Source organism: Microbulbifer jejuensis (assembly GCF_047289955.1).
Lineage (GTDB): Bacteria > Pseudomonadota > Gammaproteobacteria > Pseudomonadales > Cellvibrionaceae > Microbulbifer.
In genome coordinates this window covers 37642-59575 of record NZ_JBLBUB010000006.1, presented here as the reverse complement: position 1 = coordinate 59575, position 21934 = coordinate 37642, and the positions used below count along the sequence as shown (strand labels likewise).

Annotated in this window: 12 protein-coding genes; 5 read left to right on the top strand and 7 right to left on the bottom strand. The window is 55.3% G+C overall.

Annotated features, from left to right (window positions below; all coding sequences use genetic code 11):
* Positions 1-44 precede the first annotated feature (44 nt).
* Positions 45-860: a hypothetical protein gene (locus tag ACL7TT_RS05345; RefSeq protein WP_413393744.1), complete on the bottom strand. Its 816-nt coding sequence runs from the start codon at positions 858-860 to the stop codon at positions 45-47.
* 1178 nt (positions 861-2038) lie between these two features.
* On the opposite strand from ACL7TT_RS05345, the gene ACL7TT_RS05340 reads away from it, so the two are divergent.
* Entirely contained in the window at positions 2039-3010 is a 972-nt protein-coding gene (locus ACL7TT_RS05340) for a dockerin type I domain-containing protein (protein ID WP_413393743.1), read from the top strand.
* A 165-nt stretch (positions 3011-3175) separates the two neighbouring features.
* Here ACL7TT_RS05340 and ACL7TT_RS05335 read toward each other — a convergent pair whose 3' ends face one another.
* Entirely contained in the window at positions 3176-3418 is a 243-nt protein-coding gene (locus ACL7TT_RS05335) for a hypothetical protein (RefSeq protein ID WP_299945367.1), read from the bottom strand.
* A gap of 432 nt (positions 3419-3850) precedes the next feature.
* A complete protein-coding gene (locus ACL7TT_RS05330; protein ID WP_299945369.1) occupies positions 3851-4750 on the bottom strand; it encodes an alpha/beta hydrolase in 900 nt (299 codons plus the stop codon).
* Positions 4751-5154: 404 nt separating this feature from the next.
* On the opposite strand from ACL7TT_RS05330, the gene ACL7TT_RS05325 reads away from it, so the two are divergent.
* From ACL7TT_RS05325 to ACL7TT_RS05310, 4 genes are all read left to right on the top strand, one after another.
* Positions 5155-5820 carry a haloacid dehalogenase type II gene (locus ACL7TT_RS05325; RefSeq protein ID WP_413393741.1) on the top strand — a complete coding sequence of 222 codons (666 nt, stop codon included), beginning with the start codon at positions 5155-5157 and terminating at the stop codon, positions 5818-5820.
* Between the two features lie 343 nt (positions 5821-6163).
* Positions 6164-8740 carry a glycoside hydrolase family 3 protein gene (locus ACL7TT_RS05320; RefSeq protein WP_413393739.1) on the top strand — a complete coding sequence of 859 codons (2577 nt, stop codon included), beginning with the start codon at positions 6164-6166 and terminating at the stop codon, positions 8738-8740.
* Between the two features lie 145 nt (positions 8741-8885).
* Positions 8886-10754, top strand: coding sequence for a glycoside hydrolase family 3 protein (locus tag ACL7TT_RS05315; RefSeq protein ID WP_299945377.1), 1869 nt, complete (start codon positions 8886-8888; stop codon positions 10752-10754).
* 627 nt (positions 10755-11381) lie between these two features.
* Complete coding sequence (locus ACL7TT_RS05310; RefSeq protein ID WP_413393736.1) at positions 11382-12509, top strand: alpha/beta hydrolase; 1128 nt, start codon at positions 11382-11384, stop codon at positions 12507-12509.
* A gap of 172 nt (positions 12510-12681) precedes the next feature.
* Here the strand turns inward: ACL7TT_RS05310 and ACL7TT_RS05305 are convergent, their stop codons facing one another.
* From ACL7TT_RS05305 to ACL7TT_RS05290, 4 genes are all read right to left on the bottom strand, one after another.
* Positions 12682-15015, bottom strand: coding sequence for an MGH1-like glycoside hydrolase domain-containing protein (locus tag ACL7TT_RS05305; protein ID WP_413393734.1), 2334 nt, complete (start codon positions 15013-15015; stop codon positions 12682-12684).
* A 114-nt stretch (positions 15016-15129) separates the two neighbouring features.
* Positions 15130-16539, bottom strand: coding sequence for a tryptophan 7-halogenase (locus ACL7TT_RS05300; protein ID WP_413393732.1), 1410 nt, complete (start codon positions 16537-16539; stop codon positions 15130-15132).
* Complete coding sequence (locus ACL7TT_RS05295) at positions 16536-18074, bottom strand: tryptophan halogenase family protein (protein WP_413393730.1); 1539 nt, start codon at positions 18072-18074, stop codon at positions 16536-16538. Before ACL7TT_RS05295 ends, ACL7TT_RS05300 begins: the two co-directional genes overlap by 4 nt.
* A gap of 94 nt (positions 18075-18168) precedes the next feature.
* Positions 18169-21099: a TonB-dependent receptor gene (locus ACL7TT_RS05290; RefSeq protein ID WP_413393728.1), complete on the bottom strand. Its 2931-nt coding sequence runs from the start codon at positions 21097-21099 to the stop codon at positions 18169-18171.
* Positions 21100-21934 lie beyond the last annotated feature (835 nt).

Below are 21934 nucleotides of genomic sequence, written 5' to 3'. Positions count from 1 at the left end.
TTGATATTATCCGCTGGCAACACCCTTCGTTAATGCTGACGGTATTATGGGAGTGCCCATTCTGGGGCTGGAAACTGCCAGATATTTTGCACTGCCATTTGGAAGAGATTGTTGCCAATATCAAGTGCCACAAACTCCTGTCTGCCGATGGCAGCGCCGATAATCTCGCCATGTTTGTTTAATAACACACAATTGAATTTTATATCTCCAGAAGCGGCGTTGAATATTGGATCGACGCTTTGAAAGCGAAGATAGAGATTCCTGGGGTGATTGATACGGAAATGATTACTACCCTGAACAAGATAATCGCCGTCCACGGCAACAGTGCCCGGTGGTACCGTTATCCCCAAAGCCCCACCCCAGGACCCGGTTAAGGTGGAGCTTAACCCCAGTGCCCCAACAAACATCACAAACTGCCGGTCATATACGATGCGGCCGTTCTTTGCGATTTTCCCCTTGTCTCTGGCGCTGATTGGTAAATGGTAGGCCCGGTAGTTATTTCTTGGATCAAATACGGATTCCATCAGCAGGATGTTACCGAAATCCGCAGAGCCGCTGGTTAAATCGATACCATAGCGCGCCTGAAAATACCCAATGGCCAATTGCTTGCGCTCAAGCTTCTCTGTTTCACTGCGGCCCATGATCAGGGTGTCAAATTCATCCGGGGTTGGTGGGGTAAAGGAGGGGTCGGCTGGATTATAGATCCCGTTCGCCATCAGTAAAGCCGTGCCACCGGTAGGTGGATTTGGGTTTTCGTCGTTCCTGCCCGGAATGCCGTCGGCGAACGCCAGGGGGGAGAATCCGATCAGGTACAGTGTTACCGCCAGTGTGGCCAGTAATGGCATGAAAAACTTTTTCATGGGTAATCTCTTTTTTTGGATTGTATTTATTGTGGGGCAATAGAATAGGCGTCAGGTTGCCTAGTCGATTGGATAAGCGCGTTCATTTGGCACTTTGGTGGGACTATGTGCGCGTACCAATGTAACACTTTAGTAACACTGTATGCGAATACTCTATGGCGTGATAAGAGGATTTTGGCGTATATTTTAATGCTGCGCTAACCGGGTCCTGGTTGGTATTGTACGGTCCGACCATGATTTCTCACTGAAGATCGTTTGTGTATTATTTTCCTTCTCTCTGCTTTATACACAAAGCCATAAATTGATTATTTTGTGGCGCAGAATGTTTCTAGTGGAGCATCAACTTGGTGGCACGCGAGTAAATCTTATAACCTCCATAACGGACTCCTAATGCACTGTTTGCACTGCGACTTTCAGGCTGGTGTAGGTTGTGCAATGCCGGCTTGTATACAGTCAGTTTAAACAGACTACGTTAAAGCCCTTGGTGCGCTGTTGCAAAGCTATCAAGCATTAATAAACACTTCACCCACTAAAGCTTCTCTGTGTCTTGGAGCAGGTAGTATTTTCTATGGGTAAAAAAATAGAAAGTCTGTATGACAGCCTTGCGATAAGAAATAGCTTCTTAACGCAAAGTTGTTAACCTCGCGCCATCGAAAAGCCGTTCTTGCGGCACGATTATACGTTCATTCTTCACCAAGAGTTCACAATGGATGCTTGTGTTCCCAATTGCGGCTGTTAATATGACGTACGGGGCCGTACCCCGCTTTTTGTTGTAAGCGCTTGGATCAATACCCGGGAATTATTTTTAAGTATACGTTATTTGTTGTTTTGGGAATATTGGATTTTTAATGTGGTTGCCGATATCTGGCTTGTTCGGTTGGTTTTACAGTATTGACTGTTTCTGATTTATATCAATTCTGATAGCAATAAACGCCGGAAAATTACTGTGCAGTGTCGTACAGATACCGGCTGCAAGCCGCTGAAGAAGTTCTATCGGGCATTGAGGCAGTATTTCCAGGATGATAGATCAATAGATGCTGAAAATTCTGCTTGATTGCCTGGTGAATACTGAATGCATGTTTGTGCAGTTTGGGCTTGATATTTCCCGGTATGGATCTGCCGTTAACCACGATATGGATTACTTGAGTCACCAATCGACCTACTATAAGGAGATAGTAATGAGGATATTGCGCGTTCTTTTAACAACTGCTACGGGATTGTTACTGAGCCTGAGCGGTACTTTCGCTCTGGCACAGACCTTTCACGCCACCATGGTAATTGATCGCAGTGGCTCCATGACGGCTGCAACGGTGCGTAATGGTGTGGCCAGTACCCGCTGTAAAGATGCCCTGTCGATCGCCAAGGACAAAATCAACAACAGCCTTGTGGGAGGTACGCAGATCAGCGTATGGACCTTCCAAAACAGTGCCTATACGAACCGTACCGGTGGCTTTGTTTCCAAAGCCAATGCCATACAGGCCATAGACCTTTTGTCGGCACAGGGTTGCTCGGGCAGCACACCACTGGCGCACACGGTCTGCTCCGCCATCGATGGCCTGGAACTGGCCACACCGCTGCTGTATCGCACACTGTGGGTACTCTCCGATGGCGAGGAAAATTCCAGTGCAGGGCTCAGTTGCGGCGGAGCGGGGGATGCCGATGGTGTGGAGCCCTGGGAGCCCCTGAGCTGGCAGGGCAGGGTTTGGCAGGAATTATTCCCTTTTGATGTGCCACCCTACCAGACAGCGGGCGCCGGTGTAGCGACTGTGCCTATCTATTTTGGGGTTTTTGGCGATTATATCAGTCTGGCCCGTTACAGCCAGCCTGTGGCTCTGGCTGGCGACACACCGGCGGTCTCCTTTAATCATCAATTCGCGCCCGGTGATACGGGTGGCCTGTTCAACACCATGGCCGCGGCCTCCGGTGGTTACGTTGCACTCATTGATGACTCGTCCAGCATCCCCACCACTTCCCGTTTTGATGTGAATGGGGATGGGTGTGTGGACCAGAACGACCTGATTAAAATGCTGCCCTACCTGGGCAAGCGGATTCCCGACGCGCCCGCATCGCTGGATGTAAATGGGGATTTTGTGGTAAATACCCGCGATTACAATCTGGTAACCAAAAATTCCGGGCTGGGCTGCAAATAACATGAGGGGGTCACAGACGCATTCCTGAGGTAGGTTATGTACCCGGCAGTCAAACCGGTCTTCCACGATCAGTTTGACTGCCGCTTTTCAAGTGCCGATGCGGTTGTGGGCTTGCCCGGTTTTCATCAGTGATGGCAAGAGGCAGAAGAAGACCGATTGGTCTTGTCAGGTTTCCTGTCGGGGTTGCGCATTCTCCGGCAGATCATTGCAAACCTTACAGTGCATGCCTTTGCGAAAATAGTAGATGCGGGTCGCTGCAAATAGCGCGACAGAGGCCAGTGACCACAGGATGCCAAATTCTATGGCATATTCCAGCCCTCTCCCTTTCCAGTATTGAATGCCGGCCAGTAGGACAAAGGTGACTGGTAAAGCAATACCGTATTGCACAATCCATTTTTTTATAGGCATCTAACCCCCCCTGTAGGAAATACTGTAATAAAGCTGCAGTGGCAGGCAATCGCCAGGCGATTCCAAGTGTTCCCGGGTGTGTGAAGCAACCCCATCCACTGAGGTAAATCCTACCATACCATTAAAATCGCGCCAGTTACCCCATTAGTGCCGGCAGGGGCGGTTGGGTTATTGGTGCAACCTGTGAGGGTAACCGCAGGGGATCAATCCGGCTAACAACTCAGGCTTCCATCCGCCATAGGATTACTGCCCCTGCAACACCGAACACTGCAACTGCTGGGCGGAATTGCTTTTTGTACATGGAGTTGCGCCGATTTTTGGAGGGTGACAGCACAGCCCTGTACATCGCTATAGGGCCTGGGTGATTGGTTTAAACAATCCCGCTGGGCAGGATTGGAACGCCTTGGAGGCATGGCCAGTCCGGCTAACAACCTAGAAGGAGTATTTTCTCGGCGGGAGTGGGGATTTGAATACCTGTTCCAGTCCCTTATCGTAACCGGGATTCACCACTGTGCCATGATTCTCATGGTCGAAGATGTGCTTTTGCAGGATGAGATTGTCATAGCTTCGGGATTCGAGGCGCTGGAGCAAGCCCCCGAAGTCCCGCACACCGCAGACGGACATGTCGTCCAGGCAGGTTTCTTCGCCGCCGATAAACAGATAAACACTCTTTGGCAGATCTGAGTGCCTTTCCGCGTAGGCCAGTTCGCTCTCCAGGATTTGCTTCCCGGCCCACCAGATGCTGGGACTGCCAATGACATAGCGATCAAAGCTGTCGGTGTGATTGAACAGAGTGTGCAGAGCGAACAGTCCCCCCAGGGCGTGGCCGGCAACTGTCTCGTCGTTTTCATCCCCCATAAACGAATTATTGATAAAGGGTTTTAATTCTTTCTCGACAAATTCCAGGAAGCGGTCCGCACCACCGCCCAGCAGAGTACCCTGAATTTCCCCCGCTACGGGGGTGAAGTCGGTCAGGCGCATCCTGAGGCTGGTGCTGTCGGTTGGATGAGAAATGCCAACCAGAATCACTGGCGGAATTTTGGCCTTTCCCCGTGCATCCGGCATCTGCTCCTGAATCAGATTGGGGGCGGTCATGGGGAAATGCATGAAGCCGTCGGTCATATAGATGACCGGGTATCGGGTATTGGCTTCGGGGTTATAGGTCAGGGGCAGTAACACGTCGATCACAAACCCCCGCCCCAGAAGATCGGATTGAAAGTGGTAGGACAGGATGCCCTGACGTGTAAAGGGGATAGGTTCCGCGGTACCTGCCTGTACACATTGTGCTGCCAGGGCCATCAGGCCCAGTATCCATAACCCAATTATTTTCATTTTTATCCCATATCCAGCGGGGACACTGATCTTGCAATCAGTGTCCTGGCCGAATTTATTCGTGTGTCTGGCTGCCATAGAGGGCTGTTAAGACCGTTAAGCCTATCAGATGGGATATGACACTTGCTACCTGGCAGGGTGCTTCCTGTCGCAAAGATGTGTAAATACGTCTCAGGTGAAGAAAATTCGCGTATAGATGGGCTAAGGGCTGTACTACAACTATTTTGATATAAGCGGTAACAGCACAGTGTTACGGCGTTTTTTCAACCAATAAGCGTCAAGCTGGAGTGGGGAAGCAACAGGTGCTCTGCTGTCCGGCCAGCCAGTGCGCAAGACTTGTACCAGGTCCGGCAGATCCAGCTTTGCGCTATTGGAGTATGCCTTTTTCATGCAAGGAAACGACTATGGCCGTCACACTGGCCTTTGATGTCTATGGCACGCTTATCAATACCCACGGCGTTGTCGCGATCCTTACGCAATGGATAGGCTCCAGGGCCAGTGCGTTTAGCGGTACATGGCGGGAAAAGCAGCTTGAATATGCTTTTCGTCGCGGGCTAATGCAGAAGTACCAGCCATTTTCCCGGTGTACGTACGATGCACTGGAATATACCTGCCAGTTTTACCGTATCCAACTGTCAGAAGAACAGAAAAAAAGAGTTATTGACAGTTACCTGACGCTGCCTGACTTTGATGATGTAAAGCCCGCTCTCGAAGCGCTGCACAAAAGAAAAATCCAGATGGTTGCTTTTTCAAATGGAGAGGAAAAAGCGGTCGAATCCCTGCTCAGGCATGCGGGCATACAACACTATTTCGAAGGTATTGTCAGCTGCGATAATATTATGACTTTTAAACCCAACCCGGCAGTTTACAGTTACCTTATACGGGAAACCCACTCACCGGCAAAAAACCTCTGGCTGGTTTCAAGCAATCCTTTTGATATTATTGGAGGCTTGTCTTCAGGCCTGCAAGCGGTATGGGTCAAGCGCTCGCCGGAGGCCGTTTTTGATCCCTGGGGATTGGAGCCCACTAAAACGGTAACGGATTTGCGTGGTCTTGATTCAATCGGTTGACGAATGAATTACCCATTGCAACGCGCGCGCTCTGACATTACCTAAGCGGGCCCAGGCTTTCCCACTCAGCCAGAATTCAGTCCCTCTCGCCGACAATGTGTTGGCCCTTTGTTGCAGCTTTGCCGTGAAGGCTGCATTTTATCAGGCTCGCTGGTACAGAAACCCATACTCCCATGTCCGCCGCATCGATTCATGGACTGTTGCTTCTGCATCGGAGGCACGCTCTAGGCGTGATGGCCGAATACCTGAAAAATCTGCCCGTGGGCCGCGCGCCACTGGTTTCTCGCACTGCGCGGGGTGGTCGCCTGTACCGGTGGTGAAAAATACGATGAGGAGAGACGCGATGTCATTGCCCAGGCGAAAAATGTTGGGGGTGCTGCTTTGCAGTGCGATTGTGGCCGGTTGCGAGCGCGAGGGGCAGCACCGGGCTGAGACAATGATTGCGGATACCGTTGCCGCGCACGCGACTTCCGTATGGCCCGCGCTGCCGCCGGCACTGCCGGTTGACCCGGCGCTGGAGGCGCGCATAACCGGGCTGATGGCGCAGATGTCTATCGAGGAAAAGGTGGGCCAGTTGATCCAGGCCGAGATCAAATACACCACCCCCGAAGACGTCAGGAAATACCATCTGGGGTCGGTGCTCAATGGTGGTGGCACCTACCCGAATAATGACAAGTTCGCCACGCCAGAGGATTGGCTCGCACTGTCCGAGGCTTATTTTGCTGCGTCCATGGATACCAGTGATGGTGGGGTCGCCATCCCGATCATTTGGGGCAGCGATGCGGTACACGGGCACAACAATATCGTCGGTGCGACTCTCTTTCCCCACAATATCGGCCTGGGCGCGGCCCGAGACCCGGACCTGATCCGCCGTATCGGTGTGGCCACTGCCCGCGAAGTGGCGGTGACCGGTATCGACTGGACATTTGCCCCCACGGTTGCGGTGGTGCGCGATGACCGCTGGGGTCGCACTTATGAAAGTTATTCCGAAGACCCGGCTGTGGTGAAGGCCTACGCAGAGGCCATGGTCAAGGGCCTGCAGGGAGAGAAGAACGATAGCGACTTCCTGCGGGGTGAGCATCTCGTTGCCACCGCCAAACACTTTGTGGGTGATGGCGGTACCACGCGCGGTATCGACCGCGGTGACAACCAGGTCCCCGAGCGTGAGCTGGCAAAAGTACACGGGGCGGGGTACCTGGGCGCACTGCCGGCAGGGGTACAGACAGTGATGGCTTCCTTCAACAGTTGGAATGGTGAGCCTTTGCATGGCCACAAGCACCTGTTAACCGATGTACTGAAAGCACGGCTTGGATTTGATGGATTTGTTGTGGGTGACTGGAATGGCCACCGCTTCGTGCCCGGCTGTACCCTGGACAGTTGTGCAGCGGCAATCAATGCGGGTCTGGATATGTTCATGGTACCGTCGGACTGGAAAAAGCTCTATGAAAACACCCTGGCGCAAGCCAGCCGCGGAGAGATTCGTCCCGAGCGCCTCAATGATGCCGTGCGGCGTATCCTGCGGGTAAAAATTCGCGCTGGCCTGTTCGAACACGAGCGCCCGCTGGCTGGCAGAAGCGGCATTCTGGGCAGTGCGGAGCACCGTGCACTGGCCCGCGAGGCGGTGCGCAAATCGCTGGTGCTGCTGAAAAACAACAACAACCTGTTGCCACTCGCGCCCGCACAGAACGTGTTGGTAGCCGGTGACGGTGCGCACAACCTGTCCAAACAGAGCGGTGGCTGGACTATTTCCTGGCAGGGCACCGGCAATACCCGTGAAGACTTCCCCGGTGCGACTACGATTTTTGAAGGCATCCAGGCACTGGTCGAAGCTGCCGGTGGTGAGGCGGTGCTGAGCGAGCGCGGCGGATTCTCCCGCGCCACCTTTACCAGTGGCGATGGGCCCGATGTGGCCATCGTCGTATTCGGTGAAGCGCCCTATGCGGAATGGCACGGCGACCTGGCCAGCCTGGAGTATCAGCTCGGCAGTCACAGCGATCTGGCACTGCTGCAAGCCCTGCGCAAACAGGGGATTCCTGTGGTCAGTATCTTTCTGTCCGGCCGTCCGCTGTGGGTCAATAAGGAGCTGAATGCCTCGGATGCCTTTGTCGCCGCCTGGCTGCCGGGCTCCGAGGGGGTGGGGGTGGCCGATGTGCTGTTTACCAGCCCCGAAGGTGAGAGACCATACCGCTTCAGCGGGACATTGCCATTCAGCTGGCCGCACTATGTGCATCAGACCGTATTGAATCCCTATCACGCGGCCTACGCGCCGCTGTTCCCACTGGGCTACGGGCTGCAGGATGGTGCGCAGTCCCTGGTGAGCAACACCCTGTCAGAGGACGGTGAGACCTATTCCGACGGCGCACTCGAAGATGCCTGGCTGATGGTATCGCGCCCGCGTTCGCCCTGGAAACTGTTGATTGCCGAAGAACAACGGGAACCGGTGGCCGTTACCGGTAACCGGTCCAGCAGTGGCCCGGACACCAATATTACTGTGGCCGCCATCGACTGGGAGTCTCAGGAGGACGCGCGCCAGATTCGCTGGAAAGGCCTGCGTCCGGGGGCGGTACGGCTCGCTGCCGAGAGCCCCCAGGACCTCAGTCGCTATCTAAAAGAGCGTGCAGCGCTGACACTGGATGTGCGTGTCGACCGCACGCCCGAGCATGCAGTACGGGCGGGAATCGATTGTGGTGCGGGCTGCGCGGCTGAATTGCCACTGCAATCCGCACTGGCAAAACTGCAACCCGGCAACTGGTCAAAGGTCTCCATCGACCTGCAGTGTTTTGTTGCCGGGGGTGCGGATTTCAGCCGGGTGTCGGCTGCTCTGTCGATTACCAGTGAGGGCGCCCTCGCGTTGGCGGTTGCCAACGTCAAATATGTACCGGGTGCCGCTGACAGTGCGATGATTTCGTGCGAGGGCTGAAGGGGCTGAGACGTCGGTGCGCAGCCGCTGTAAGCTGGCACAAACTTTTGATAACCCAGCGGTGCCTTATCGCGGTGGCGAGGGCGGCAGCAATCCCTGCGGTTGATCACCGGGTGAATAAAAAACCGTTTAGCAGGAAGAAAGTATGAAAAAGTCCCGAGTGGCCAGCACAACCGTCGCGGCCGCAGTACTGGTACTGGGTGTCGTCACAGCGCAGGCGGCAACGTCTGTGGAGGAGAAGGTTCGCGAGCTTGTGCGCAAGATGACACTGGCGGAAAAAGTCGGACAGATGACCCAGGCCGAACGCCAGTATGCCACTGCGGAAGATGTCAAAAACTATTATCTCGGTGCTATTCTCAACGGTGGCGGCTCCATTCCCGGGGAAAATCGTCGCAGTGATTGGGTTGAGATGATCCAGGGCTATCAGGCGGCTGCCAGTGGCACCCGTCTTGGCATTCCAATCCTGTATGGTGCCGATGCAGTGCACGGCCATAACAATGTGCTGGGAGCCACCATCTTTCCCCACAATGTTGCCCTGGGTGCGACCCGCAATCCGCAGTTGGCGCGTGCGATCGCCGCGGCCACGGCAAAGGAAGTGGCGGCCACCGGTATTCACTGGACTTTTGCACCCACCCTGTGTGTGGCCCGTGATGATCGCTGGGGGCGCGCCTATGAGTGCTTTGGCGAGGACCCGGAGCTGGTGTCAGCCTTCGCGGGCCCTTTCATCCAGGGGCTACAGGGAGAGCGGCTCGACGGCAACAACCTGGCGGCTGACAAAGTGCTCGCCACCGCCAAACACTGGGTCGCCGATGGCGGTACCACTTACGGTACCGGTGATGAGGGCTATGCGATCGACCGCGGCGATACACGTCTTGGCGCGGACAGTCTGCGCGCATTGCATATCGCCCCCTACCTACCGGCACTTAAGGCTGATGTGGGCAGCGTGATGGTGTCCTACAGCAGTGTCGATGGTACCAAGATGCATGAGCACAAGGCGCTGGTGACCGGTACTCTCAAGAAAGAACTCGGCTTTGCCGGTATCACACTCTCCGACTGGTCGGCACTCGGCGAGATTCCTGCCGAGACCAACCGCGCGCGTATTGTCCGTGCCGTCAATGCCGGTCTGGATATGGTGATGGAGCCGGAAAAATGGCGGGACTTTATCACCGACCTCACCGCAGCGGTCGAAGCCGGTGAAGTGCCTATGGCGCGTATCGACGAGGCGGTAACCCGCATCCTTACCACCAAGTTCCGGGCCGGACTGTTTGAATGGCCGCTGCCACCACTGGCCGCGGCGCCGGATGCAGACCGCCTGCTCGGGCATCCGACACATCGCGACCTGGCGCGACAGGCGGTGCGCGAGTCCCTGGTATTGTTGAAAAATGCAGGCGGATTGTTGCCGCTGGGGAAAAAGGCAAAGATTTTTGTCGCCGGCGATCACGCCGACAATATAGGCCTGCAATCCGGTGGCTGGACCATTGAGTGGCAGGGCAAGCGCGGCAGTATCACCCGCGGCACCACCATCCTCGATGGCATCCGTGCGCTGGCCGAGCGGGAAGTCACCTACAGTCCTTCGGGGGAGGGGGCTGCCGGGCACGATGTGGCCCTCGTTGTGGTGGGGGAGGAGCCCTATGCGGAGGGCATGGGGGACTACCGCCCGCAGCCCTGCAGTAAATGCCAACCCATCACACTCGCGAAATCCCAACGCGAGATGCTGGCGCGAGTGCAGGCCAGTGGGGTTCCCATGGTGGTTGTGATCATTTCCGGGCGACCGTTGATGATTGCCGAGGCCATTCGGTCCTGGCAGGCCGCAGTCGCCGCCTGGTTGCCGGGCAGTGAGGGCGCGGGGGTGGCCGATGTACTCTTTGGCGAGCAGGCGCCATCCGGCAAGCTGCCGGTGACCTGGCCGAAAAGTCTGGCACAGTTGCCGATTAATATTGGAGATGCGGAGTACGATCCGCTGTTTCCCTACGGCTTCGGTCTGACTTACGACGCCCCAAGCAGTATCCGCTAAGCGGGGGATGCCCGGCAAAAAAATCCTGTGGACTGAAACCCGCACCACCTCCGGAGGCAGGGTTTTGCGGCCGGGTAAACTCGCTTCTTTTGGTTGTAAACACCTTTTGCCTTTTCGCCGCAACCGGAAATCAGCGCGGCGTTGCCCGGCCAGCGGACGGGTATAGAGCGGGTTCGATGCGCTATGGCAAAGGCACTGGCAACCCGCAGCCGGTCATTGAGAGAAAGTGATGTGTGCAGGGAGCGCTAAAATCGGGCTGCGGGTTGCTGGCCACGGCACCACTGCGGCTGGTATGGTAGCCATAGAGCCCGCTGTTTGCCCTTATCGCGCCCACGCTTGGGCATCCTTTACCATTGCTTACCGGTAAAAATAGATACAATATCGTCTCCCGGTTGGCAAATACGACATCGGAAAATTTAGTACGAAAGTGCAACATCTGGTGCGAAAAACTGCCATTGAGTGGATATTTGCTGAAGTGTCTGCAGAAGAAGTCACCTGTAGTCTGGAATGGGCAGGCAGAACTATTCTCCGTGGTTAAAAAGGGATTCTTGTTTTCAGGAATCGGCTGTATCCTGTGTGGCCATCGGGCAAGTATAAACCGCATTATTTATCCTAAGAAGAAAGTAAATGCTCCATGCACTAAAAAACCTTTCTGTACAGCTTTTACTCTTGGTCCTCTTTTTGTTTTCAACCTTTTCTTCCAGTGCTGAAAATCATAAAGATAAAATCATCATAGGGGAAAGTACCCGTTTATATTCAGATATATTGGGTGAAGAAAGAGCAGTATACATTTCTTTGCCATCAAATTATCACCGGAATATCCACAGTTATCCTGTGATTATTGTTATGGATGCCGAATATTTGTTTGAGGCTGCAAGCGCAATCGTAAAAATTAAAGTTTCCAGAAATGAAATGCCAGAAAGTATTGTGGTGGGCATCCCAAATAGTACGGGGAAACGCTACGATATGGCGATGTCATTACGCTACCCGGATGGCAGCACGTTTTTTGGTGATGCTGACGGGAAGAGAATTAAGGATTATTTGGTTTTCTATAGAAAAGAGCTTTTCCCTTTTCTTGAAAACAATTATCGGGTCAATACACACAAAACTATCATCGGTATGTCACCAACGTTTGGCCCGGTACTGGAGGCCTTTTGGAATGAGCCTGACCTGTTTGATGGATATATTGTGCTTGCCGCTGAACTGGCGGTAAAGACGACCTCTGGAAAAACCATAGCAGAAAGATTGTTGCAGGCTATTCAAGACAACAAGCGCTCCAAGAGTGCCATTTACATAGGTAAGGCGAGCGATGACTTGAAGCGGAGGCCAAAGGAGGAAGCTTTGGCCTATGTTGAGCTAAACCAAAAGCTTAGAGATACAGCGAACCCTGATATCAATTATAAAATAGAAGTTCTTGAAAACGAAAACCATTACGGAATGTCAATTTCCGGGATCGAACATGGTTTGGAAAACATTTATCCCTACCATACCTGGCGTGTTCCCTATAGAGAGTTCTGGCATTCTGAAAGCCCTGCAAATGCAATAAAAGCGTTCTATGAGAAGCTTTCTAAGCAATATGGATTCGAAATTATACCTCTCGAAGATTCATTTTATGCGGCGCAAACCTTACTGGGGACAGCAAAGAGGCTGGAAAGAAAAGGGCGCAGGAGGGAGTTAAGGGATTTGGTAAGGCTGGCCATAAACTACTATCCAAACTCGCCGGTATTTAAAGGCATAGACTCTGGTAAAAAATAAAGCTGGCTACAAAAAGATATGCTGGATTAATTTCTTCTCTTATCCCTTAAGGATAAAACAGACAGCAGACGCTTCTGGGCGACGCCATTTTTTGATAAACCGCAGAAGCCGTCGTGCCTGGGTGCTGGATTCTGAAAATATCCAAGCAGGCGTCACCGCGTCTTTGAATTGATCAGTGGTGCGTGCAGTGAATAGTGTGTTTCTCGGTGCCGCTTTTGCCGTGCAACACCAGGTTGAAACTCTGCTCACAAGCGGTGCTGAAGCGCAGCGCAGCATCGCTGTGTTTGCGGGCTGCGGCGACCAGACTGATCTTATTCCAGCGTCCGCTGGCTGTGCGATAGCGCAGGTTTTCAATGCCGTGCCTGCCCAGCTCCCGTGGCCACCAGTGGATGGTATTGTTGGGTGCATCGATGCGGATGCCGATGGCGTATTCGATCAGGTAGGTGATGGGGGCGAGTCCGGACCAGCCGACAAAATCCGGTTTGGCCTTGCGGCCACGGAGGGGTTTTTCCGGAAAGTAATTTTCCCATGCGGTGCCCGTCTGCTTGTACACCTCAGTAGTGGCATTCAAGTGGTTGAGAGCGATTTCGTGAGCCAGGTCCCTGTGCCCGTATTTTTCCAGTCCCGAGATGACCATGGTATTGGTGGGCGCCCAGACGGCGCCGGCCCAGTAGTCGCCACTGTAACCCGCTTCATCCTTTGGGTGGGTGGGCACCCGGTGTGCGGTATTGAAGCTTTTCTCATCGTTCAGATGCCGGATCAGCCGCTCGACCTGGGTTGCACTGGGAATGCCGCCCAGCATGGGCCAAAAAGCGGCAATGGTGCGCATGGTCATGCGTTTGCCGTTTTTGCCCCAGTCGTAGTAAAAACCGCTCTGTGCGTCCCATAGTTTCCTGTTCAGATAATCACTGTAGCGGGCCGCGCGCCGGCGATAGAAGTCGGCATCAGCGGGTTTGTTGAGTATGTCTGCCATTTCTGCCAACCAGCGATCAAAGAGTGCCATTTGTGCAGAGACATCCACACCGGCCAACAGGACGTCATTGCGCGGTGAGTCATCCATGGCAGCCTTGTCGGTGAGATACAGTCCGGTAGCGGGGTGGTAGATCTGTCGGTAACTCTCGCGATAAGCACGCAATGTCGGATAGGTGCGCGCCAGGCGCTCCCGGTCGGCGGTGATACGGTAAGCACGCAGCTCGGCCCAGGGAAGCATGGGGTGATTGAGGCTACCAGGGGTGCCAGGCTCCGACCAGCCTTTCACACCGAGCCGGCCGTTGCCCTCGCCGATTTCCCGGACGATTTCACCGTTTGGCATCTGCAGTGCGTAAAAGTTGTCGAGTCCTTCAATAGCCGGAAACAGATGGTGGGCATAATTACCCCACATGGTGGAAAAACTCATATCCCACAGAAAGATATTTTCGTTAAAGGCCTCGTCGATAAAGTTTTTCACAAGCGGGCTGCCTGTCGCCGGCTGAGTGAAACGCTCAAAGCCGATTTCCCAGGCGCGGTAATAAAATTCGATATAGTCCGGCCTGCGTGCAAACACGGGGCGGGGCAACTGGTCTCGCACCCGGGAAAACGCCGGTAAGGGTTTCGGCCTGTAGGGTTCGGCGGGGAAAAAGTGTCCACCGTTTTCCAGTCGGGTGCGATAGATCGCCAGGTAGTGGTCCAGCCCCGCTTTGGAAGCGCGCACTGCGGCCAGAGGGCGCATTCCATCGGGGTACGCTTCCTGTTCCAGAATAATCCAGCGCGTGCCCCCAGTGGAGACGTTTGCATGGATAAGCGACAGCCAGTCGATCACATCTTCGCCGATGATGGGACGGGCATTCGGGATAGCATCGGGGAAGTGTGCCTTGTAGTGGGTTGTCAGCGTGCGCCCCGGATACTGCATCACCCTGGCCACAGGGTCGTCTCCCGCCGCGGTTGTCCAGCCCACGTCCTGTTGTAGCACGAAAGTGTCTGAGGTGTTGGTGGCAATATAATCCCAGAAAGTGGTGTCCGCAAAGGGGGACATTTCGCCAGCGTGATTGTGGTACCCGAAGCGAAAGCCCCGCGCTTCCAGTTGCCGATGGGTGCGAGTGAGGTCTGTGATGAGCGCATCGATGCCATCGGTGTTCCAGCCGCGGGGGTCCCAGCCGACAATCAGGTACTCGGCACCCAGTGCGCGATAAAATCCCGCGGTTTCTTCGATGGTGCCGGCAGTGACATTATTAAATCCGATATGTGCTCCGCTCACTTTCAGCCCCAGTCGATCGAGCAAACTGCGCAATTCGCGCCCGCGACCGGCATAGGGACCGAACTCTCCTGCGAACTCCACCACAGCAAAGCCCATGTCAGCCAGTGCGGACAGGGTACCCTCGAAATCGCGGCTGAGATCTTCCCGCACGGACCAAAGTTGTATGCCTATGGCGGGCAGGTCTGGCGGGGGCACTGTCTCGTCTCTGGGAGGATTCGCCGCCTGAGTGCTGGCACAGAAAAAAGTCAAAAGGCAGAGTGTGATGATTCGCATGGGGTTCTTCCTGCGGGTAATTCCGCTGCGATGGTAGGTGCCGGGCACGCTAATGGCCCTGAAAATAAGCGATGGGTTCGATAACGCCTGTCGCAAAAACAGGCACCGGCGTTGTTACTCACAGAGCTTTTCTCTGCTGGAAGATGTACATAGAGACTGGAGGTAACAATGGTATTCGGGCAGTGTTGTGGCTGCCTGGCGGTAGTCAGCGGAGAGCTTGCGCACCCATCTGTTGTAGTCGCTGTCTCCGCCGGTTGTGGGAATGGTCCCCGGTCGCGGCCAGAAGCCGGCCAGGGTAGGTAACAACAGCCTGGTTTCCGCACTGATCAGGGGGATGTCCGTTTGCAAAGTGCTGCCGCTGGCGCGAAAGAGTGCCAGCTGTGCGCGGGCGCCGGGAGACAGCCGCCGGGTGTGGCCGGCAAGCCAGTGACAGAGACTGTGCAGGTCGGTAACCTCCCGGTTGTATGTGGCAACCTGGCGGTTGAATGCCGCACGCAGGCAGCCGTCTTCGGTTTGCAGCGGCATCAGGGGCAGCAGCTGCCGCAATTGGTACTGGGTTTGCGCCAGGGAATCGACGGCCAGACCACCGATATTCAGTGCCGCCCCCAGGCCGATCAGGTTGCCTGCCCACGCATGGGGGTAACTGCGCAAGTACTCTGCGGGGATAACTTTGTGATCCAGACGCAGACCGCGCAGATTCAGTTGCCAGCCATCGCGGCCAATGGTGCAGTGGGCTGCAGTCAGGCGCTTGCGACAGCCGCTCAGGGTCTGGGTCATGCGGCTGGCGGGCAGGGGTAGAGAGCGCCCGCCCTGCCCATTGTGTAGCGCGGATTCCGCCAGCAAGGCGCCGTCGCAGTCGATAATAAACCCTGCCTGCATTCGTGTCCCATCCGCCAGTTGCAGGTCAAAGCGGTGTTCGTCAACAGGACTCAGTGTCGCCTGCTGGCGATAGACAGGCAGCTTGCGCGATTGTGCCGCCCGATCCAGGTGATCGCAGTAATCGCGGTAGCTAAACTGCAGACCGCGTTCCAAACTGCGGTACACTTCCGGCGCGTTTGTCGGTATGTCGCCGTAGCGGCCCGCCTCGGCGGCCCGGCAGACAAGATTGAACTCCGAGGCATCGAACAGTGTGCGGCTGCGCTGCCACCAGTGAAAGAACGGCTGCCCCTGGTGCATAAAACCATAGCCGCCAGAGGCCAGCCAGTGGCCTGCCTGGGGGTTTGCTTCAGACTGTATCCTGAGAGCCAGAAGTATATCGGCAGTGTTTGATTGCAACAGGTCGCGCGGATCAATCCCTATCTCGTAATGCTCCATGGCACTGTCCCCAAACAGAAACCCCGCACCGGATACTTTCCCGCCAGGCGCCACCAGGGATACGCAAATCCGCTCTCGGGGAAGCTGTTGCACCAGGTAGAGCTGGCAGTAGCGGGCCGCCGGATTATTGCCGTAGACAACCCAGTGAACGGGTTGCGCCGCGCTCGATGCAAAGGATACAGCCGATCCTGTATTGGTTGAACGATTCACAGTGCAATCCCCCCATACAGGCTCATCGCCGTTGGAGGTACGGGTAGGGGACGCATGCCACACTGACGGGCAATGACGCTGGCGTGGTCCGGCATGGCAGCCACGCCTTTTTGCACAAGCCGGCGGTAGCCCGAGAGCAGCCTGTCGATTTCGTCTAAGGCCAGAAGATCCGCCTGGGGCGAGTAAGTCTTTGGCAAAATGCGCTGACCGTGATAGACCGCCAGCCAACTGGGTTGCAGGAACAGGCCGTGACCATAGCCGACGATATACCCCTGCTCCCGGTAGAGTGCCATTTTCAGCCTCAGGTCATCGGGGATGGTCATATAACGACAATAGCGCCAGAAGGCACTGTCCTCGCGCTCTGTAGCGTGGTAGTGGAGAATCAGGAAATCGCGGATGCGTTCGTATTCCAGTGACATCTGCCGGTTGAACTCCCGGCGTCCGGCAGGGTAGCTCCCGCCCTGGGGCCACAGCGCCAGGAATTTGGTGATGGCGATCTGGATCAGGTAAATGCCGGTGCTTTCCAGGGGTTCTAAAAAACCGCTGGACAAGCCGATGGCCAGGCAGTTGCCGACCCAGGAATTTTTCCTGCGCCCGGCCTTAAAACGCAAAATACGCGGTTCGGTACTGGTTGGCCCGGGCAGACTGTTCATCAGCCGCTGGCATGCCTGGTCGTCGCTCAGGTGATCGCGCGCGTAGACGAGCCCGTTGCCGGTGCGATGCTGCAGGGGGATCTGCCATTGCCAGCCGGCACTGTGGGCAATGGCTCTGGTGTAAGGGGGTGGTGGCCGGTTGCTCTCGCAGGGCACCGCCACGGCACTGTCACAGGGTAGCCAGCGGGACCAATCCAGGAAGGGGGTCTGCAGGGTGTCCCCGAGTAAGAGCGCGCGAAAACCGCTGCAGTCCACAAAGAAATCTGCCCCGAGGCTGTTGCCGTCTTGTAATTTCAGTGCGGAGATATGCCCGCGTTCGTCCCTGCCAATGGTATCTACTCTGCCTTCGACGCGCTCGACGCCCAGCTGCTCGGCAAAGTCCCGCAGGAAGCGGGCGTAAAGCCCGGCATCGAGATGAAAGGCATAGGAAAAGGTGGAGAGAATCGAGCGGGGGTTGGGATGTGGAAAATCGAACTTGCCGGCGGCTGCCGCCTTCACTGGAAGCGCGTAGTCATCCAGGGGGGCCGCCCGTCCCGACTGGCGCGCTTTTAACCACAAATGATGAAAGGGGATACCATCCAATTCGCGACCGTATTCGCCAAACGGATGAATGTAGGCGTCGCCAATTCGCCCCCAGTGTTGAAATTCTATCCCCATTTTGTAGGTGGCCAAGGTAGCCCGCATAAAGGCATTTTCATCGATACCTAGGGTCTGGTTGAAAAAACGCAGATGGGGCAGGGTGGCTTCGCCGACACCGACGGTACCGATTTGATCGGATTCGATCAGGGTAATGGCGATACCCCGTGGAATTAAAAATCGCGCCATGGCTGCGGCACACATCCAGCCGGCGGTGCCGCCGCCAAGTATGATTATTTTTTTCATTCAGGCCTGTGTTCTGTTGCAAGGGCGTCCGGCTTTTTCGCGCAGGCCAAAGTGCGCCGCTTGCGCACCTTGGCCTTGTATCACTCTGCGGTTATCAGAAGTTGATGCGGATAATCGCGGCAATGCGACGGTCGTTGATAAACCAGGAGCGGCCGAGCCTGGTGCCGTCGGCGTCCACCTGCATCTGCGTTTCGGTGACCTGATCCAGAATATTGGTGGCCTCAAGACCCAGCTTCACATGGTCGTTAAGGTTGTAGAAAACAGAGCCATCCAATTGGCCACTGTCACCGTTATAGATGGGCAACTTGGTGATCACATCACGGGTGGTCAGTAAATACTCGGAGCGCCAGTTCCAGGCCAGCCGCGCACTGATGTCATCGTATTCGTACAATCCCACCAGGTTGTAGGTATGCTCGGACATGCCCTGCAGCGGCAGGTTTTCGAACGCGACCGCGACCTCGTTGCCATCGTTGGTGCTGAGGTTCGGGTTGGGTACGCTCTTGGCGTCTGCATAGGTGTAGTTGACCTGAAGGCCGAGGCCGCTCCAGGCACCGGGCAGCTGATCGAAGAATTGCTGATAAGCCACCTCGAAACCGCGCACAGTGCCGTCGCCGAGATTGACCGCTCCATCCACCTCCACCGTCTTGGTAACGCTGTTGTTGGTCACTGCTCTGGGGAAGGCACCGCTGACAAAGAAATCCGAAATATCCTTGTAAAACAGCGATGCGGAGAGCGCGCCTACATCACTGAAATACCACTCCAGAGAGACGTCGTAGTTCTGTGCCGTCATTGGCTTGAGGAAGGGGTTGCCGGTACCGGCGCGGTAATCGGAGACCCGCGCGGCGTCTTCAATACCATCTCCGTCGGTATCCACCTCGGTGACAATGGCATAAACGTCCATGCTGTCGCGCAACATACCCATATCCGGGAAAGCGACCGCCCGGGAGGCGCCAAATCGCATTAGCCATTCATCATTGATATTGTATTTTACATTCAGGCTGGGCAGCCAATGGGAATGGCTGGCCGCACTGCTGGTCAGGTAGCTGTCGCCATTGAAGAAGGCGAGGTCATCTGCAGGTAGCGGCAAACTGGCGCTGATGGTGGAGTAGGAGACGCCGCCGGCAGTGGTGTAATCCAGGGTGACATAGCGCAGGCCAAAATTTCCTTTCAGGACATTGTCCGGGCTTGCAAAATTTGCCATCACATAAGCGGACTGACGCTCTTCCCTGACCGGATTGTATTCCGGTTGGGTGAAGATTCCGTCCACCAGATCGTTGCGGTCTTTCAGGCTGCTAAAGCCAAAAATGCGCCCCAATTCTGAGCGGAATGTCTCGTGGTCTGCCAGGAGGTCAGCACCCGGTACCAGGATAGTGCCACCGGCAACTCCGGGCGTCTTGCCGCGGAAGAAGTCGTTAAAGTCGAAGGGATCGTGGGCCGGGGCGGGGTAGGTGCCGGTTCCCGGCTGGCCGTCCCAGGGGCTGGTATCGTGGACACCGTTAAAGAATTTCATGCCGCCGGCCCAGGTTTCCGACAGGACACCCCAATTATAAGTGGACCAGCGGGTGGTTTGTTCCCGCTCTGAGGCGCGCAGCCCCCCTTTGAGGGACTGAAACCAGCCCTGGTCGATATCGTATTCCATATCCAACTGCAGCGCTTTCTCTTCGCCGTCACTGTCTTCGATATGATCCATCGCGGCGCGGTAGAAATAATTGGCGGGGTCGGTGAAATACGCTGCACTGGATTGTGGCACACCCACGGGTGCAATAAAGTTCACCTCCGGCGAGTCTCCCGAGAAATCGACTTCTACGTCTGCGCGGGTATTGCCGAAGATGGACAGATCCAGCACTTGGGTTTGCGCCTGCACAAGCTGGGCGTCAAACGCGATGTGGAGTCGGTCGGTCGGGTGCAATGCCAGGTTCAGGGAGAGGTCTTCTACCAGTGTGTCGGTTACCGAACGGCGCGCGAAGCTATTATAGCGGTCGGCGCCTTCCAGGGTTCCTGAGACAAAACGATCGCCAGTGTACACACTGTCCGCACTGGGCGTTCCCACAGTGTCGTCTGACTGGAGGGCGTTTTCGAACCAGGTAGTGGACGCATCGGAGCGCACATACTCCAGGGTAGCCAGGGTGGTATCGGCGGGATTGGCCCACTGCAAGACCAGGCTGCCGCCGGTCCGGTGACGATCCTGGTTTACCATGCGCGCGCCGGCATTGATGGGCACCCAGCGCTCACCGACATCGGGAATATCCAGCAATTGGGGCGCACCCTGGCCCACAGAGTTATTGCTGACGCGCAGTTCTGAGTCGGCGGCACTGATCAGAAAACCGAATTCCCCCATTTCGGTTTGCCAGCGGTTACTGTACAGACCGGAGAAATCGGGTGTGGATTCGCCGCGCATGTCCGTATAGTTCATAGCGCCACTGAAGGCAAGCTGTTGTCGATCGCTGTCGAAGGGTTTGCGGGTTTCCAGATTGATGGTCCCGGCGATACCGCCCTCAATCATGTCGGCCGTCTGATTCTTGTATATAACCACTGAACCCATCAGCTCCGGCGGCACGTCCTGGAAATTGAGCCCGCTACCGTTGTTCGCGGAGAAACTGTCCCTGCCGTTGAACTCGCTGCGGCTCTGTGCCATGCCGCGCAGCGCCGCGCCACTGCCTTCTATGGAGAAATGATCCGGGTCGTCTACAGCGGCGAAGCGTTCGATGGAAATGCCGGGAACCCGCTGCAGGGCCTCTAGAACACTCTTATCTGGCAGGGCATTGATATCCGAAGCGGAAATGGCGTCGGCAACGGTGGCTGCATCCCGTTTGATATCCTGGGCATTTTTCAGGGAGCCTCTGACACCTTCCACAGTGACCTCTTCCAGAGGCCCCGGCGTTTGCGTATCTTGTGCATTGCTCCCGTGGGTGGCGGCAGCGATACAGACTGCCAACAGGGTGCGGTTAAAGTAGGTGCCGCTTTTACAGCGTGAATGACCGGAGCCAGAATCTCTCATCTCGCGAATCTCATCAATGATTATCATTATTGTGTTCTGTCTGTCTGTCTGTCTGTCTGTCTGTCTGTCTGTCTGTCGGGTACCTGGTGCAGCCGATACCGCTCGGCTGTGCAGGCAGCGCTCCCGCGTTGTCAGATCAGAATCCGTTTTTACCATAAGGGGGCAAGCCCTCCGCCACTTTCTACGATAAGGGGGGCTGAATAAGCGGTAGCAGGGAAGCTTTGATCTGACTTGGGGGCGTTTTTGATTTACGTGGGCCAGAGGTGAGGACAACCGATGGCGTTAGCCCATCCAAAAGTGAAAAATGTGGCGCGATGATGCAATAAAAATCGTCGCTCGGAGGCAGTAAAAAAAGCCGCCGACTTTCACAGGCTGCACTAATTGGCAAAGGCGTATCGTTGGCATTGGCCCGCATGCTTGGCAAAATGGCTGGCAGGGTGCAGAGTATGACAAGGCGTTTACCGCCCATAAAAAGCGTGTTTTGGGGCTTGGGGGTGAGTGGATTTGCACACCCATTTCATGCCTGGGCATCTCGCAAAAATAAAAAATAGACTGCTCTGCCCCTATTGGCCTAAAAGTACGGTTTTCAGCAGCCTGCCAACCTGAACAGGGATGCGCGAGCTGCAAATCAAGCAGGTAACGGCTTGATTTGGTGTGGTGGGTTTGCGGACATACGCCGCAAACCCGAGTTGAAAAAGGTCATGGAAGGACTTTTCAACAACCTGTTAGAAGGATACCTAAACAAGCAATAACAATATTTGCACAGGCTTTAGGGGTTGGTATTTCAAGATTCAATTCGTACAGCCTTCTTAAAAGACTGCCGTTTGTTATGAAAAGAAAATTATTCTGAAGTGGTGCGTTA

What these genes read in the sequence shown, in the direction of transcription:
- ACL7TT_RS05345 (WP_413393744.1), bottom strand. Translation starts at nt 860, where the DNA reads ATGAAAAAGTTTTTCATGCCATTACTGGCCACACTGGCGGTAACACTG.
- ACL7TT_RS05295 (WP_413393730.1), bottom strand. Translation starts at nt 18,074, where the DNA reads ATGAAAAAAATAATCATACTTGGCGGCGGCACCGCCGGCTGGATGTGT.
- ACL7TT_RS05335 (WP_299945367.1), bottom strand. Translation starts at nt 3,418, where the DNA reads ATGCCTATAAAAAAATGGATTGTGCAATACGGTATTGCTTTACCAGTC.
- ACL7TT_RS05330 (WP_299945369.1), bottom strand. Translation starts at nt 4,750, where the DNA reads ATGAAAATAATTGGGTTATGGATACTGGGCCTGATGGCCCTGGCAGCA.
- ACL7TT_RS05315 (WP_299945377.1), top strand. Translation starts at nt 8,886, where the DNA reads ATGAAAAAGTCCCGAGTGGCCAGCACAACCGTCGCGGCCGCAGTACTG.
- ACL7TT_RS05340 (WP_413393743.1), top strand. Translation starts at nt 2,039, where the DNA reads ATGAGGATATTGCGCGTTCTTTTAACAACTGCTACGGGATTGTTACTG.
- ACL7TT_RS05290 (WP_413393728.1), bottom strand. Translation starts at nt 21,099, where the DNA reads ATGATAATCATTGATGAGATTCGCGAGATGAGAGATTCTGGCTCCGGT.
- ACL7TT_RS05320 (WP_413393739.1), top strand. Translation starts at nt 6,164, where the DNA reads ATGTCATTGCCCAGGCGAAAAATGTTGGGGGTGCTGCTTTGCAGTGCG.
- ACL7TT_RS05310 (WP_413393736.1), top strand. Translation starts at nt 11,382, where the DNA reads ATGCTCCATGCACTAAAAAACCTTTCTGTACAGCTTTTACTCTTGGTC.
- ACL7TT_RS05305 (WP_413393734.1), bottom strand. Translation starts at nt 15,015, where the DNA reads ATGCGAATCATCACACTCTGCCTTTTGACTTTTTTCTGTGCCAGCACT.
- ACL7TT_RS05325 (WP_413393741.1), top strand. Translation starts at nt 5,155, where the DNA reads ATGGCCGTCACACTGGCCTTTGATGTCTATGGCACGCTTATCAATACC.